This is a genomic window from Phnomibacter sp. (genome assembly GCF_036803085.1).
Lineage (GTDB): Bacteria > Bacteroidota > Bacteroidia > Chitinophagales > Chitinophagaceae > Phnomibacter.
In genome coordinates, this window is record NZ_DAIRUZ010000005.1 from 46,803 (window position 1) to 62,750 (window position 15,948).

13 protein-coding genes are annotated in these 15,948 nt (G+C 47.2%); 8 read left to right on the forward strand and 5 right to left on the reverse strand.

The window, feature by feature from the left end; genetic code table 11:
• The first annotated feature begins 13 nt into the window (after positions 1–13).
• Together smc and hppD are read left to right on the forward strand one after the other, a co-directional pair.
• Positions 14–3,559: a chromosome segregation protein SMC gene (smc, locus tag V7Q13_RS11195; protein ID WP_333800770.1), complete on the forward strand. Its 3,546-nt coding sequence runs from the start codon at positions 14–16 to the stop codon at positions 3,557–3,559.
• A gap of 393 nt (positions 3,560–3,952) precedes the next feature.
• Positions 3,953–5,086 (forward strand): 4-hydroxyphenylpyruvate dioxygenase, encoded by a 1,134-nt coding sequence (gene hppD, locus V7Q13_RS11200; RefSeq protein ID WP_333800771.1) that lies wholly within the window; start codon positions 3,953–3,955, stop codon positions 5,084–5,086.
• 73 nt (positions 5,087–5,159) lie between these two features.
• Here hppD and bla read toward each other — a convergent pair whose 3' ends face one another.
• Entirely contained in the window at positions 5,160–5,888 is a 729-nt protein-coding gene (gene bla, locus V7Q13_RS11205) for a subclass B1 metallo-beta-lactamase (protein WP_333800772.1), read from the reverse strand.
• Between the two features lie 152 nt (positions 5,889–6,040).
• A complete protein-coding gene (locus V7Q13_RS11210; RefSeq protein ID WP_333800773.1) occupies positions 6,041–6,454 on the reverse strand; it encodes a hypothetical protein in 414 nt (137 codons plus the stop codon).
• 225 nt (positions 6,455–6,679) lie between these two features.
• Between V7Q13_RS11210 and V7Q13_RS11215 the strand changes: the two genes are divergently transcribed.
• Entirely contained in the window at positions 6,680–7,174 is a 495-nt protein-coding gene (locus tag V7Q13_RS11215; RefSeq protein ID WP_333800774.1) for a hypothetical protein, read from the forward strand.
• A gap of 185 nt (positions 7,175–7,359) precedes the next feature.
• Here V7Q13_RS11215 and V7Q13_RS11220 read toward each other — a convergent pair whose 3' ends face one another.
• On the reverse strand, positions 7,360–8,061 hold the full coding sequence (locus V7Q13_RS11220) for a VIT1/CCC1 transporter family protein (RefSeq protein WP_333800775.1): 702 nt from the start codon (positions 8,059–8,061) through the stop codon (positions 7,360–7,362).
• Positions 8,062–8,236: 175 nt separating this feature from the next.
• Between V7Q13_RS11220 and V7Q13_RS11225 the strand changes: the two genes are divergently transcribed.
• Complete coding sequence (locus tag V7Q13_RS11225; RefSeq protein ID WP_333800776.1) at positions 8,237–9,496, forward strand: L,D-transpeptidase family protein; 1,260 nt, start codon at positions 8,237–8,239, stop codon at positions 9,494–9,496.
• A 142-nt stretch (positions 9,497–9,638) separates the two neighbouring features.
• On the opposite strand, the gene V7Q13_RS11230 is transcribed toward V7Q13_RS11225, so the two are convergent.
• Positions 9,639–10,898, reverse strand: a complete 1,260-nt coding sequence (locus V7Q13_RS11230; protein WP_333800777.1) for an aspartate kinase — start codon at positions 10,896–10,898, stop codon at positions 9,639–9,641.
• A 269-nt stretch (positions 10,899–11,167) separates the two neighbouring features.
• Here V7Q13_RS11230 and fbp point away from each other — a divergent pair, with 269 nt between their 5' ends.
• The 3 genes from fbp (at position 11,168) to V7Q13_RS11245 (ending at position 14,180) form a co-directional block, all read left to right on the forward strand.
• Positions 11,168–12,184, forward strand: a complete 1,017-nt coding sequence (gene fbp / locus V7Q13_RS11235; RefSeq protein ID WP_333800778.1) for a class 1 fructose-bisphosphatase — start codon at positions 11,168–11,170, stop codon at positions 12,182–12,184.
• A 443-nt stretch (positions 12,185–12,627) separates the two neighbouring features.
• Positions 12,628–13,386: an ABC transporter ATP-binding protein gene (locus V7Q13_RS11240; RefSeq protein WP_333800779.1), complete on the forward strand. Its 759-nt coding sequence runs from the start codon at positions 12,628–12,630 to the stop codon at positions 13,384–13,386.
• Positions 13,387–13,424: 38 nt separating this feature from the next.
• The gene (locus V7Q13_RS11245; RefSeq protein WP_333800780.1) at positions 13,425–14,180 is read left to right on the forward strand and encodes an FKBP-type peptidyl-prolyl cis-trans isomerase; all 756 of its coding nucleotides are present in this window, start codon (positions 13,425–13,427) and stop codon (positions 14,178–14,180) included.
• A gap of 402 nt (positions 14,181–14,582) precedes the next feature.
• Here the strand turns inward: V7Q13_RS11245 and V7Q13_RS11250 are convergent, their stop codons facing one another.
• Positions 14,583–15,158 (reverse strand): hypothetical protein, encoded by a 576-nt coding sequence (locus V7Q13_RS11250; RefSeq protein WP_333800781.1) that lies wholly within the window; start codon positions 15,156–15,158, stop codon positions 14,583–14,585.
• 569 nt (positions 15,159–15,727) lie between these two features.
• On the opposite strand from V7Q13_RS11250, the gene V7Q13_RS11255 reads away from it, so the two are divergent.
• The gene (locus V7Q13_RS11255) at positions 15,728–15,934 is read left to right on the forward strand and encodes a helix-turn-helix domain-containing protein (RefSeq protein ID WP_333800782.1); all 207 of its coding nucleotides are present in this window, start codon (positions 15,728–15,730) and stop codon (positions 15,932–15,934) included.
• Positions 15,935–15,948 lie beyond the last annotated feature (14 nt).

The following is a 15,948-nucleotide window of genomic DNA, read 5'->3' on the forward strand; positions in this document are numbered from 1 at the left end:
AAAAGGAGTTACTGTGCGTCTTAAAAGTTTGGAAATCAAAGGGTTCAAAAGTTTTGCTGATAAAACCATTGTCAACTTCGATGAGGGGATTACGGGCATTATCGGGCCCAATGGTTGTGGCAAAAGCAATATCGTAGACAGCATCCGCTGGGTAATTGGTGAGCAAAAAATCAGCAACCTGCGTAGTGAAAACCTCGACAGCTTGGTGTTCAATGGCTCCAAAAGCCGGAGTGCCAGCGGTTTGGCAGAGGTGAGTCTGACCTTTGAAAACACCCGCAACCTGCTTCCAACAGAGTTTAATACAGTAACTATCACCCGTCGTTTCTACAAAAACGGTGATAGCGAATACCGCCTAAACGATGTACAATGTCGACTCAAAGACATCCACAACTTGTTTTTGGATACCGGTGTTTCTACCGACAGCTACGCTATCATTGAGTTGGGCATGGTAGATGACATCATCAAGGACAAGGACAACAGCCGCCGCAAGATGCTGGAGCAGGCCGCTGGTATCTCCATTTACAAAACACGTAAAAAGGAAGCCAAATTGAAGCTGGATGCCACCGAACAGGATCTGGCTCGCATCGAGGACTTATTGTTCGAAATTAACAATCAGCTGAAAGCACTTGAAAATCAGGCTAAAAAGGCAGAAAAGTATTATGAAATCAAGAAGGATTACCGGGAGGTAAGCATAGAACTGGCCAAGGCGGCGCTTGAAGGTTTTCATGTACAGTACAAAGAACTGAACGAACAACAGGCAACCGAAACCGACAAGCGAACCGAGCTGGAGGCAACCATTGCCACCGAAGAAGCTGCAATTGAAGCCGACCGGCTCGGCTTTATAGAACAGGAAAAAGCCCTGCAAAGCATGCAGCAGGCTTTCAACCAGATGCTCCAAAACCTGCGCCTCAAGGAAAACGATAAAAACCTGGCACAACAGCAGCTCAAGTTTTTGTCGGAGAAAGAAGAGAGTCTGAAAGACTTTTTGCAGCGGAGTGAAGGTCAGCTCGAAAGCCTGCGGGACGGCGTACTGCACACGCAGGAGCAAATGGCAGACGAAAAGGAAAAGCTGGGTGGCATTCAGCAGCAGCTGGATGAATTGAAAGCCGTGCTGGAAGAAAAGCGGTCGGTGTACGATGCCCGCCGGGCCGAACTCGATGAAAGTCGATCCTCACTCCAGGGCCTGCAGCGCCAGCAGTTTGACGCCGAAAAGCAGGTGGCTGTGGCCGATACTTCTATTGCCAACCTGCAGCGCAGCATCATGCAATTGCAGGATGAACAAGAGCAGCGGAAGTCTGAAATTCAAAAAGTTGAACGGGAAAAAGAAGAGCGGGAAGCCGACGAAAGAGATAAGAAGCAGTTTTTGGAGCAGCTCCGCCAGCAGCATGAGCAAACCAAAGAGCAAATTTTGGCCGGACAGGGCGAAATGGAGAAGCTCCGCAGCCAGCTGATTGAAGAAAACCGCAAATTCGATCAGAAAAAGAACGAGTTCGACCTGCTGAAAAGCCTGATTGACAGCATGGAGGGCTACCCCGATTCGGTGAAGTTTTTACACAACAATGCCAACTGGAACCACCATTCACCCATCCTCAGCGACATTATCTATGTGAAGGAACAGTACAGGGCTGCGGTTGAAAATGTGCTGGAGCCCTACCTCAATTACTATGTGGTAGGAGATTTGAAGGAAGGTATGCAGGCGGTTAATCTGTTGGATGCCAACCAGAAAGGAAAGGCCAACTTCTTTTTGCTCGACCAGATTAATGCCTTTGTAGAAAGCGACCGCCGCAATACCAATACGGCGCATGGCCTGTTTTTACCTGGGGCCATACCAGCCATGGATGTTATAGAAGTGGATGCCCGCTACCGCAACCTGGCCCTGCACTTGCTGGGCAATGTGTTCATTGCCGAAGATGAATCGGTGTTGGAAAACAGCAGCGGCCACATTGTGCTCGAAAAATCGGGCAAATATGTAAAGGGCAAATACACCCTCACTGGTGGTAGCGTAGGCTTGTTTGAAGGAAAGAAAATTGGCCGGGCAAAGAATTTAGAAAAACTGCAAAAAGAGATTGAAAGTCAATCAGTAATAGTAGACGACCTGAAGCAGCGAATTAGCAAAAAACATGCTGAAGTATTGGGCTTTAATGAGCAGCTGAAAGAAAGTGCCATCCGCCAGACAGAGCAGGAAATATTGCAACTGACCAATGCGGTGTTTGCAGCGCAAAACAAACGGGAAAACCTGCTGGCTTCTCAAAGCAGCGCTGCAGGACGTATCGAAAACTTCCAATTGCAGTTGCTTGATCAGCAGGATGCCATTGCCGATGTGCGGGAAAAACTCACCGGATTGAATGCGGACCTGCAGCAATTGCTGGCCACCATTCAAACACGGGAAGACTTTTACAAACTGGCTGAAGCCGAATACCAGCAGGCTGCCGGGCAATACAATGAGGGCAACCTCAACCTTACCCGCCAGCAAAGCAAAATCAACTCGCTGGAACAGGAGCTCAACTTTAAACAGCAGCAGGTATTCAACCTCGAAAAGCAGATAGACGAAAGCACTGCCCAACTGAGCCAGGCGGCGGAGCTAATGATAAGCAACCGCGACAACCTCGAAGTGCTGAACGGCGAATTGGTAGAGCTGATGCGGAAAAAAGAGGAGGACGAAAAAGCCCTCAATGAAGCTGACCAGGCTTACTACAACCACCGCAACCACTTGCAGGAGCGGGAGAGTGAACTGCGCCACAAAACCAAAGCCCGTGAGCACATCGACCATCTGCTCAACGAAATAAAAGACCAACTGAACAACCTGAAGTTGCAATTAGCCGGTATGAAAGAACGCCTCGATGTGGAGTTTAAAATCAACATTGAAGAGGTGATAGACCAGCCTCGTAACAGCGAAACACCTCAGGAAGAACTGCAGGCACAGGTGGACCGCATGAAGAAACGCCTCGAGAACCTGGGTGAAGTCAACCCCACGGCAATAGAAGCCTTCCAGGAAATGAAAAAGCGCTACGAATTCATTCTGGAACAGAAGAACGACCTGGTAGATGCCAAGGAAAGCCTGTTGCAAACCATTCAGGAAGTGGAGGCAACAGCGAATCAGCAGTTTCTGGAAACCTTTAATAAAGTGCGGGAAAACTTCCAGAAGGTATTTAAGGCCCTCTTTACCGAAGAGGACACCTGCGACATGATTCTGGAAAATCCGGAGAACCTGGCCGAAACCAGCATCGACATTTTGGCGAAGCCCAAGGGCAAGCGACCATCATCTATTACCCAACTGAGTGGTGGTGAAAAAACACTGACCGCTACGGCATTGCTCTTCGCCATTTACCTCATTAAGCCTGCGCCGTTCTGTATCCTCGATGAGGTGGACGCCCCGCTGGACGATGCCAACGTAGGTAAGTTTACCAACATGATCCGCCAATTCAGCGAAAACAGCCAGTTCATCATCGTCACCCACAACAAGCAAACCATGGGTGCGGTGGACGTGATTTATGGCGTAACCATGCAGGAAGCTGGCGTAAGCAAGCTGGTGCCGGTGGATTTCAGGAGCCTGAATTGAGGAAATAAAGAATAAGAAACAGAAAATAAGAATTAAGAAAGTCGGGGGAATGATGAATGCTGAATGTTGAATTCGGAATGAAGAAATCATTTAGAGCTAAAGGCTGTGTGCTTCTTTGTGTATCCATTGCGCCTTTTTGGTTCAAAATCCTCCGTTTTCCTCAGTTTGTACTCCTCCGCCTCTGTGGTTTACTAAACCGCTATAAATTCCCACAGGGCTTGTTTGCTAATCTCTTCTGCTTTTATTTTTGCAACATGCTTGCCCACGAATACATTTTCCTCATCAGTACACTGGCCATGGATGCCCGATAGCACCCTGCTATTGCCAGCCCCGTTGAAGTGGGCCGTTTTATTGTATTCTCTTTTTTACTGACTGATTCAAAACTGTATTGATATGGAAACTGCTGTACAAAGCCGTTTGCAGGATGCTGCCATCAACGATTTTTTGCCCCTGCAGGGCACCGATTATGTTGAGTTTTATGTGGGCAATGCCAAGCAGGCCGCCCATTATTATTTGAGTGCATTTGGTTTTCAGGCCTTGGCCTATGCCGGCCCCGAAACCGGTGTAAAGGACAAAGTTAGCTATGTGGTGCGCCAGCACAAACTCACCTTCATGCTCACCACGCCATTGCGGGCTGGCAATCCCATTGCCGATCATGTGGACAAGCACGGCGATGGCGTGAAAACCCTGGCGCTACGGGTAGATGATGCGGCCGATGCCTGGCTGCAAACTACCAGCCGCGGTGCCCAAAGCTACCTCGAGCCGCAAACCCTCACCGATGATGCGGGTACTGTGGTGCTCAGCGGCATTCATACCTATGGCGATACTGTGCATCTATTTGTGGAACGAAAAAATTATGCCGGTGTTTTCATGCCGGGCTTCCGGGCTTGGAGCAATCCGCATTTTGCCCCCACCGATACTGGCCTGTTGTACGTAGACCACTGTGTGGGCAATGTAGGCTGGAACCAAATGAACAAGTGGGTAGGCTTTTACGAAAATGTGATGGGTTTTCGCAATATCCTCAGCTTCGATGACAACGATATTTCTACCGAATACTCTGCCTTGATGAGCAAGGTTATGAGCAACGGAAATGGCTTTGTGAAGTTTCCCATCAACGAGCCGGCCGAGGGCAAAAAGAAAAGCCAGGTAGAAGAGTACCTCGAATTTTATGATGGTGAGGGCTGCCAGCATGTGGCACTCGCTACCAACGATATTGTAGCTACGGTTCGGGAATTGCGCAGCCGTGGGGTAGATTTTTTGCAAGTGCCCACCAGCTATTACGATGACTTGCTCAGCCGTGTTGGGCACATTGATGAAGACCTCGAGCCACTCAAGGAACTCGGCATATTGGTAGACCGCGATGATGAAGGATACCTGTTGCAACTCTTCAGCAAGCCCGTACAAGACAGACCCACTTTATTCTTCGAAATCATTCAGCGCAAGGGTGCCAAGAGCTTTGGCAAAGGCAATTTTAAAGCCTTGTTTGAAGCGATTGAAAGAGAGCAAGAGGCGAGAGGGAACTTGTAAGCCTGTACGGATGAACTTTACAAAAAGTGTGAGCCAATTAGTTGATGTATTCATTAGCTAATTGGCTCATTTGCTAATGAGTTAATTGTTTTGCCATCCGTAATGAATGCTTCAGGCTGTGGGTGGTAGTGCCATCGCTATGGGTGATAACAATGTACTGAACGCCCTTGCATTTACGCTGCACATTTTTTAGTGTACTGTAGTAGGCAGCTGCGTTGGCATCACCCATGTAGCCCAGAGTTTCATTGTCGAGTCCTTTGATGAGGCAGCCGCCGTACAATAATTGAGCATCTTTAAACCATACCACAATATTATCTGGTGTGTGGCCCTCGCCGGGGTAGTAGGTTTCAAAGCGGTGTTGCCCAATCGTAAACACTGTATCGCCAGCCATGAGATGCGATGCCTGCGGTTTGTTGTTTTTTCTGCTCCAGCCATCTGTTTGCACAGTGGTGTAGGTAGCTATGCCTTTGCTGTTGAAGTAATTAAGGCCGGCGGTTTTATCGCTATGCCAGTGCGTAGCAATACATATTACCACAGGTTGCTGATGCCGGGCCATGATACTGTCCAGCAGTGGCTGGCACTGGGTGCTGTCCCAAGGTGAATCGAGCAGCACCACGCCTTTATTGGTTACCACATACATGCCATTGGCCGGAATGTATTTGCCTTCGTACAGGTTGTATGTGGTGTAGCTATAAAAATCGCCGGTGATGGATGTGATGCGGAGCGGGGCCTGCTGAGCCGCAACTTGTGTACTGCTTTGAGTTAGAAATAGCAGAACGGGAATTAATTTCAGAAATTTCATTTAAAGGAATTAAAAGTGAGACTATTCGATGGTGCTTTTTTCCTCCTCTTCTTCAGGATTTCTATTACGACGAAGCAATTTTCTGATTTGATATTTCCTATTGTAAGTTTCATCTAGTGCATAGGCTGGAACGAAACCGATAATCCAAAAGATCAGTGAAGAGAGTGTAGAAAAATCATACATGGCACAACAAATCCTGAAAGCATAAATACGATGAAACCAATGAGTGAATAATAGTTGGCTTGCAGGAGTTTTAATACATACCCATCATCTCTAAAGTTTTGTTTGAAAGGAAAATTGATCAATGGAATCCAGATAAAATAAAAAAGGTGTTTTTGTAAAATGGTTAAATCATCAGATATGTTTCGTTGAATGTAGCCTACAGCTTCGTCAACTAAATCTTCTTTATGTCCTTTAATATCCTCTTCACTAATTTTTCTTGAAGAAAGCTCTTGAAAAGCGATGGAGACAGCTAAATCTGAATAGTCAAACTTATTGTCAATTATTTCAAGCAGCTCCTTGGTGCTGAGTGCAGCGTATTTGGTTTTTAATTCTTCTGGTGACATTTATGAGACTTTGGTATTACTACTTGAATGAAATGAAAAGTTCTCCTGACGTATCAAATATAAACTTTTGGGTAAATGTTTCTTGCATGAATAATTCGATGCGAGCCTAATCTACGAATGATACAAGAAGGGCTTGTATTATCCAATTTTACCATCTATCTAACTGCTGATGTACAAACATGACATCATTTTTTAAACCCTCAACCCAACAACAACAAGAAAAAAATGCTTGCCATCTGTGGGATGGCCCTGCTGGCATTGGTTGCTTGTAAGCAACCAGCCACCAGCTCCGAAACGGCTACCGCACCTACGCCTGCTGCCATGCCCGATTTTCCTTATGCCATTGAACACCCCGACAACTGGGTACCCGGCAATCTGAACAATGTGGTGACCGTAATGAAAGGCCTGAAGGCTTGGGAAAACAACGATATCGACGGCTGCGTAGCCGAATTTGCCGACAGTGCGATGATCGAATTTGATGGGTTAGATGCCAAGATGGGGAAAGACAGTTTAAAAGCCTTTTTCGCCGGCGGAAGAGCCCAGTTTAAGTCCGTTCAAATTGTGATGAATGACTGGGAGTCCGTTATTTCAAAGGATAAAAAAGACGAGTATGTATCATTGTGGTACAAGCAAATTGTAACCGACAACAATGGTAAGGTGGATTCATTTCAGGTGATGAACGATGCCAAAATTGAGAATGGAAAAAATACTCCTCAATGAAAAAATCAGGCGGTATGGTACCAGAAAATATACTCCTGTGTAACTGAAAAGCAAAAGGCGCTGAGCATTCCTCGGCGCCTTTTTATGTTGAAGACTTTGGATGTTTTTTTTAGTAAGCCATTACTTCTTTTTTCGATGCGGCAAAATGAATACCGCTGATGCAATTCTTTGAAACGCCACTTCAATTACACTTTCACCCCAAACAAATAACCCACTACGGCCGACAGTACCATGGCAATGGTACCCCAGATGGTAATGCGTAATACCGATTTGAAAATGCCGGAGCCACCAGTTTTGGCAGCTATACTTCCCAAAACAAAGAGAAATACAATGGTGAATCCGTACAACCAGTATTCCATGCCTTTTACCGGGGCAAACAATGCCACCAGCATGGGCATTACACCACCAACTGTAAATGCAGCGCCAGAAGCAAAGGCCGCCTGCAACGGATTGGCCTGGCTGATTTCATTGATGCCCAACTCATCCCGAACATGTGCCCCCAAAGCATCCGCTTCAGTAAGCTCTTTGGCTACCTGCAGAGCTGTTTCTTTTTTCAAACCCCGCCTTTCATAAATCTGTGCCAGTATCTGTAGTTCTTCTTCAGGCATTTCTTCCAGTTCTTTTTTCTCCCGTTCTATGTCGGCGTGTTCTATGTCGGTTTGCGAACTCACCGATACATACTCACCTGCCGCCATAGATAAAGCACCCGCCACCAAGCCGGCCACAGCTGCCAGCACAATTGGCTCCCGGCTATTGCTGGCTGCCGCTATACCAATGGCCAAACTGGAAATAGAAATGATGCCATCGTTGGCGCCGAGCACTGCTGCCCGCAACCAATTGCTGCGGTGGATATAATGACTGTCGAGGTAATTGTCGATGGTAAGCATAACAAAATCATTTACAAGAGAAAATGCCAATAACACTTTTACAATCGCATGAAGTTACGATAGCATGCCGGAAGAGGGGGTTGTATCATTTTTCCCCCGAGTTGCCAAAGCGGTGCAAAAGCCTGCTACCCGGTTGGCGATTCCTGTAATTTTGCCCCGATATTTTCGTTTTGGTATGTCAAACGCAAACCGCATGCAGGGTGCAAGAATGTTGAACAGACGTAAGGGATGGATGGCTGTAGTGTTGTGCACCGTTGTCACGCTGCTGTATGCCCAACCGCCACAGCAAAAAGATTTTCTTAGCTTTCAGAAATCGTTTAAGCGGGTAGGCCTGGCTTTCGAATCGAGAGAGGAAATGCTGCGCAAAGAGTTTGCTGCCAAAGGATTGACCTGGCCCGCCAAATACATGTACATCCGTTCTTTTAAGTACGATAGCCAACTGGAAGTATGGGTAAAAGGCGATAAAAAAGAAAAGTACAGGCTGTTTAAAACCTATAAGGTTTGCGCCTTGGCGGGTGGCCTCGGGCCCAAACGCTACGAAGGTGATTATCAGGTGCCGGAGGGTTTTTATTACGTCAATGAGTTTCGCCCCAATAGTAGCTACCACCTGGCATTGGGGGTAAACTATCCCAACCCCAGCGACCGCATTTTGGCCGACCCGGTGAAACCCGGCGGCGATATTTATGTGCATGGCTCCTGTGTAACCGTGGGTTGCATTCCACTCACCGATGCATTGATTGAAGAGTTGTATGTGCTGGCGGCGTTCACCAAAAATGAAGGGCAGGATTACATTCCCATCCATGTAATGCCGGTGCTTTTTAAAAAAGACAAAAGCAAAGAACTGCTGGAAAAACAACTGGCGGCGCAGCCCGAATACAAGCCCATGGCGGGTATTATGGAAAAAGTGTATTACTACTTCAACACGCATAAGCAACTGCCCACCATAATGATTAACGCCAAGGGCGAATACATGATGGCGCAGGAGTTTACGATTCCGAAAAAAGTAATACCACCAAAGTTTAAAGAAAACACCGAACCCCGCCGCAGTGCTGCCCGTACCGTTACGTTTGGCGAAAACGATTTCTATCCCTACGTTAATACGCAGCCGAAGTTTCCAGGCGGCTTACCGGCCTTTCAAAAGTTCATTGATCAGCTGGCTGCTGAGCTGGCCGACTTCATGCCCGAAGAAGGCGCCAAACGCTTGTTTATTGATGTTGATTTTGTGGTGGATGCCAAGGGCAACGTGGTGAATGTAAAGCCCGGCAGCCGGGCCAACAATGAAATGAACAACCTCATCATTGACCGCTTTGAAGCCATGCCAGCATGGTCGCCTGCCTTGCGGCAGGATAAGGCTGTACCCATGAAACTGGTACAAAACATTATGGTAGAAGCCAAGCCCAAAGCTGCTGAGAAAGCAGAGGAAGAGGAAGAGTAAGTTGGAAGGTTTGTAGGTTCTAGTGTTCACAAGTTCCAGAGTTCACAAGTTCCAGAGTTCACAAGATCCAGAGTTCCAGCGTTGAACTATTTTCTTCTTTCAGTCACTGTTTGGTATTGATGCAGCAAATAATTCTTCTTTTTTACAACACAAACTGCACCGTTTCTTTGGTTTGCTGCATGAGTATGGGTTGGTGTTCGCCAAGTATACCGGCAATAATGCTGTCGTTGTAATGACGAATGGTGGTCAGTGTCAAATCTTTTTGCAGCATCACATTCAGCCATGCCTCAGCCTTTGCAGCTATGCGTTGCAGTTTTTCGTCGTTCTGATCGAAAATGGCCAGAAAACGAATGGCGCCGTTTTGCGTCAGGTTGGGTTTTATTTTTTCTTCTTCAAACAACTGGTACAACTGGCCCACAGAATGTTCACCAATAAAAGAGTAATCCCTCGACATAAACTCCAGCAATACCTGCTGTGTTTTCTTCACAATAATCGGCGGCAAATCGTGGGCTCTTTTGCGGGTGATAACTGTGCCGGGCAGGCTGGCATCTAAAAAGCATTTTACCTGTAGCGGTATTTTCTTTTCGTACAGCGGCTTAATGGTTTTGGGGTGAATGACCTGTGCACCATAGTACGCCATCTCAATCACTTCTTCATAGCTCAGCTCATGTATGGGCATGGCATTCGGAAATTGTTTGGGGTCGGCGTTCATTACCGAAGGCACATCTTTCCAAATGGTTTGGCTTTCGGCATCGAGCATGTGGGCAAAAATGGCAGCAGAAAAATCGCTGCCTTCGCGGCCAAAAGTGGTGCTCTCATTATCAATAGTGCAGCCAATAAAGCCCTGCGTCACTACAAGTCCGTTACTCTTTAATAAGGGTTGCACCTGATGCTGTACTTGCAGCAGGCTGGCATCCCAGTCCAGTGTGGCTTCCCGAAAGTTGTTGTCGGTGCGAAACACATCCCGCACATCCATCCAGGTATTGGCAATCTTTTTTTCTTTCAGATAAAATGAAACCAATGTGCTGCTCAGCAGTTCGCCAATACACACCAGCTGATCGTAGTAGTAATCAAATTCCCGCACTGGCTTATCGTGTAGCAGCCATTCTGCTTCGGTAAAAAAATCGTTGAGCTGTGCTACACATTCATGGTAGTGCAGCACCAGCAAATACTTGGCTGTGGTAAGGTGTTGTTGCTTTACCTGATCAAACAATTGCAGGGCATCGGCATTGCGCTGTTCAAAAAAAGCCGCTGCTACTTTTTCCAGTGCATTGGTGGTTTTGCCCATGGCACTAATCACAATAACTGAAGGCCGGGCTACGGCTGTGGCTATGATGTTGGCTACTTGTTTAAACCGCTCTACCGACTGCAAACTGGCGCCGCCAAATTTATGTACCTGCATGATGTTGATATCCGTTGACTGTAAAAATGAAAATAGCAAAAACTTGCGGCAAATGTACAGGCTTGCAGCCACTGTGCTGTGTGTGCTGTACACATTAAAACAGGAAATGTGCAGACCGAAACTGCATGAAAGTTATTCAGGTCATTTCCCCTTATTTTGTGTTCCTCGGTTATGCGATGCTTGCACGTTTATCGGATAGTAAGTGTTGCATCCATTTTACGTTTCACAGATTGTTTTGCCATTAAATACTGCCAAAAAAAAATACAGCTATGATTAATTCCCGCAAACTCATGACGCTTGATGAATACACCATTCAGGAACTGCGCAATTTTCCGCAGGCCACGGGTGAATTGAGTGGTTTGTTGCGGAGCATTGGGCTGGCGTGTAAGCGCATCAATGCCGAAGTAAACCGTGCAGGACTGGCCGATATTTTAGGGGCGCTGGGTGTAGAAAACGTGCAGGGCGAAGAAGTACAGAAACTCGATGATTTTGCCAACAATGCCCTCATTGAAATGCTCAACCATAGTATTTTTTGTGCTGGTGTAGGCAGCGAAGAAAATGATGACATTGTGGTGTTCAACGATGCCATCAGCAACAACAGCAAGTATGTGCTGCTCATGGACCCGCTGGATGGTAGCGGCAATATTGATGTGAACGTGAACATTGGTACCATCTTCTCCATTTTCAAACGGGTATCGCCACTGGGCCAGCCTGTTACGCTGGAAGATTTTTTGCAGCCGGGCAATAAAATGGTGGCCGCCGGCTATGTTATTTATGGTAGCAGCACCATGCTGGTGTATGCCACCCGCCGCGGTGTCAATGGCTTTACCCTCGATCCTCGCATTGGCGAGTTTTGCCTCAGCCATCCCAACATGCAGTGCCCGCCACAAGGGGTGTTTTACAGTGCCAACTATGGCAACTACGGCAAGTTTAGCCCCGGTGTACAGGAATACCTCAAACGTTGCGAAAACAAAACCGCAGCTGAGGGTGGCCCATATACAGAACGCTACATCGGTTGCATGGTGGCCGACATTCACCGAAACCTCATCAAAGGCGGCATCTTTATGTATCCCGGCACCAGCAACAAGCCACAGGGCAAGCTGCGGTTGTTGTACGAATGCAATCCGCTGGCCTTTATTGTACACCTTGCCGGTGGTATGGCCAGCAACGGGGTAGAGCCCATTCTCGATATCAAACCATCTTCATTGCACCAGCGCATGCCCCTCTTCATTGGCAGTAAACTCATGATGGAAGAACTGCTGCAGTGCCTGAAAGAGAAAGGGTAGAAGTTACTGTTGCAGGCCTCCCGGCCTGTGACGCCTCGTTACTCTGTTAAGAATAGAAACCACTTCAAATGATTGCCGCCCTTTCAGGGCTTTGATAATAATACTGTTGAATGTTCCACGGGCTACAACCGTGGCTAAGTTATTGCCGCCCTTTCAGGGCTTATCGTTCATCATTCCATGCCATCTGTGCATCTGTGGCTAAATTACGTTGACATAAAGGGGCACATTTTTAGTAACTCTCCTGTCACAGGCCGGGAGGCCTGCGACAGTTAGGGAAGAAAAGATCCTTGCAAATCCGTATTCATCTGTGCAAATCCGCGTCCCCTCTATGCGTCCCAACAAATCCTTATCCCATCAAACCCGCATGCCGCTTTTTCCCTATTTTGCAGCGGTCGCTTGGCGCAGTAGTTCACTGGCTGAAGTGTACCACTCGTTTCCCATTTATGCGTACCATCATTTCCGTTGCCAACCTTTCCAAATCGTACGGCAGTTTTGAAGCCGTCAAGGGTATTTCATTCGATGTACAGGAAGGCGAAATTTTTGGCTTGCTGGGCCCCAATGGTGCCGGCAAAAGCACCACCCTCGAAATCATGGAAACACTGCGCCCCAAAACCGGCGGCAAGGTGATGATTGATGGCTTCGACCTGGATGCACAGCCCAACGAAATCAAAAAAATTATTGGCGTACAACTGCAAACCAGCGGCTTTTATCCTGGCCTCAACCTTACGGAATTGGTAGAAATGTTTGCCGGTCTCTACAACCAAAAAGTAGACCCCATAACCTTACTTACCGAGGTAAACCTGCAAGACAAAGCCAAGGCTAAATACAAGGAGCTGAGTGGTGGACAAAAGCAACGATTTTCCATTGCCACCACACTCATCAATAAGCCCCGCATTATTTTTTTAGATGAGCCCACCACCGGCCTCGATCCGCAGGCCCGCCGCAACCTGTGGGATCTGGTAAAGCGCATCCGCAGCGAAGGCACCACGGTCATCATCACCACGCATTACATGGACGAAGCCGAAGTGCTTTGCGACCGCGTAGCCATTATGGATGCGGGTACCATCATTGCCATCGATTCGCCCGATGCCATGATTGATAAACTGGTAGACTCTGGTTTTGAACGCATCCGCGAAGTGAAAAAAGCCAACCTCGAAGATGTGTTCATTCAACTCACCGGCCATGCCCTGCGGGAAGACTAACACAACACAAATACACAACCGATAATTTAAATACCACAATGAAAAAACTGTTTCTTTCTGCCGCCGCCACTGTAATACTGGCCGGCGCCATGGCGCAAACCAAACCTGCGCCCAAAACTCCCGCCAAGCCTGCTCCTAAACCAGCGGCTAAATCTACGCCTGCCAAACCGGCCTTTGCACTCAAAACAAGTTTGGATAGCCTGAGCTATGCTTTAGGTGTGCTCGATGGCGGCTTCTTCAAACAACAAGGCATAGACAAACTCAACTATACTGCGCTGCTTGAAGCTTTTAAAGCAGTAATAGAAGGTAAAGAACCATTAATGACTCCACAAATGGCAGATCAAACATTGCGTCAGAAGTTGCAGGAAGCTGCACAAAAGAAAATTCAGCCCACTATTGATGAGGGCCTGAAGTTTTTGGCCGAAAACAAGAAGCGCCCCGAGGTAAAAGAAACCCCCAGTGGCTTGCAGTACGAAGTGGTAAAAGCCGGCACCGGCCCTATGCCAAAAGATACCAACGTGGTGAAAGTGCACTACACCGGCACCCTCATCAACGGTACCAAGTTCGATAGCAGCCGCGACCGTGGTGAGCCTGCACAGTTTCCGCTGAATGGTGTAATACCCGGCTGGACAGAAGGCGTACAGCTGATGCCTGTAGGCTCGGTGTACAAGTTTTACATTCCATACCAGCTGGCCTACGGTGCCCAGGGCATGCCACCCACCATTCCCGGTGGCTCTATGCTCATTTTTGAAGTAGAACTGCTCGATATTATAACGGGTGGCGGCGGCCAGTAAGCCACGTTCATTTATTTATGCAAACAGCGGGTGCCATAGGTACCTGCTGTTTTTGTAAGTGAAAGGTTGGTTGTTTCACCTGTATTTCAACCGTACGCTTTTGTTTGCGTTTGTTTTCCGGCCGCAGTCTTTTGGGATTGCATTGTCACAAGTAATCTGTTGGTGCGGAAGACTTGCGCCAGCGTTTTTTTTGAATGAGGAATGATGAATGATGAATGCGGAATGCGGAATGCTCTTGCCGTTGCGGGTGTTATCACCCGCAACAATGCTTGTTTGCCAGCAACGTCTCCCGCAGGGGACGTTGCGTGGATGAATAGACAGATAGACCACTACAAGGGGCCCGCTGTTGCTGAACACTTGCGCCAGAGGGGGGGGATGGCATGGGTTTTTACAGCATACACTCTATAAAAACGGATGCCTGAACTGCGGATATTGTTTTTTGCGTTCGTTCAGTTCTTGTACATAACGCTCCATGCCCGAAGGGTCGTAGATATTGTCTTTGGCAAAAAACAGTTTGCCTTCGTGGTAATTGTACACGGCCCAATTGATGGACGCATCAAAAATGAGTGTGTCGCCAATCAGAAAAAGATCGAAAGCGTATTTAATTACCATTTTCCAGGTCATCAGCAATGGCTGCTCGTTGCTGTCGGATAATACAAACACTTCATTGCTGAAAGGGATGCCCCTGTTGTACATCCATTTTTTGATCAGGGGAATGTTTTCCTGCACATCAACTGCATGTTCAAACTGGTCGATGGTTTTATAATTTTCGTACGAAAACGGAGCCCAGCCACCATCGGACAACAAACAGGCATGTTCAATGAATGCGTATAAAAATTGGCTGGCGGTTGCATCAAGAAAAAAGATTTGTGCTTTGTGGGTGTCGGGCAATGCATCAAACGCCGCAGCCGTGCCAAACACCGTAGGTTGGTTGGGGCGGGGCGTGGTGAAGTTTTTGATGTTGCTAAAATCAATCAAGGTTGAGTTTTTTGGGCAGCAACGTCTCCCCCAGGGGACGTTGCGTGAAAGAGAAAAAATAAGGAATAAGCAATAATGAATAAAAATAAGGAAGTAGGGGAACCGATAATCGTGATGAATTCTAACTTCCATGGAGCATTTTTCGGTCGATGTTCGTATCGACCGAAACTGTATTGGCTTTTACTGGCGCAAGTGTGCTGCGTAGCAGGTCACTTGTGATGGCTCAAACTTGCCCGATTGTATCGGGTGTTGATGGCAATGGTGTTTATTGTTTACACTATTGTTTGTATGCTTTGTTTTATCCTGACACAGTCCGGCAGGATTGCAACGTCACAAGTGATCCGTTGGTACGGAACACTTGCGCCATCGGGGAGTGTTGCCTGTGCGTTGGCACAAGGCAGGCTCTTTTGCAAGGTTTGCTTTTGTGTGTCTGCTTTGTGTGCCTTGCAAAGGTACCTGACTTGGTGTGTTTGCATTTGAGGCTTCGTTATTTTACTCATTTCAAGCAACACTTTCAGTGTGGACAGTAGTCCGTTGTTTAGTAGTCTACATAGTTCCACTTTTGCAATATGGATATAAAAAAGAAATTCGGCAAACAAGTCAAAAAGTTGCGACTTGAAAAAGGCTTGTCCCAAGAAGCCCTTGCTTGGGAAGCTAATCTCGATAGAACTTATATTCCAAGTATTGAAAAGGGAGAAAGAAATGTTTCCATTACTGTCATGGAGCAAATTGCTAATGCACTCAAAGTGAAAATATCCGTACTTCTTGATGAGTAAAATAAAAGTCAACA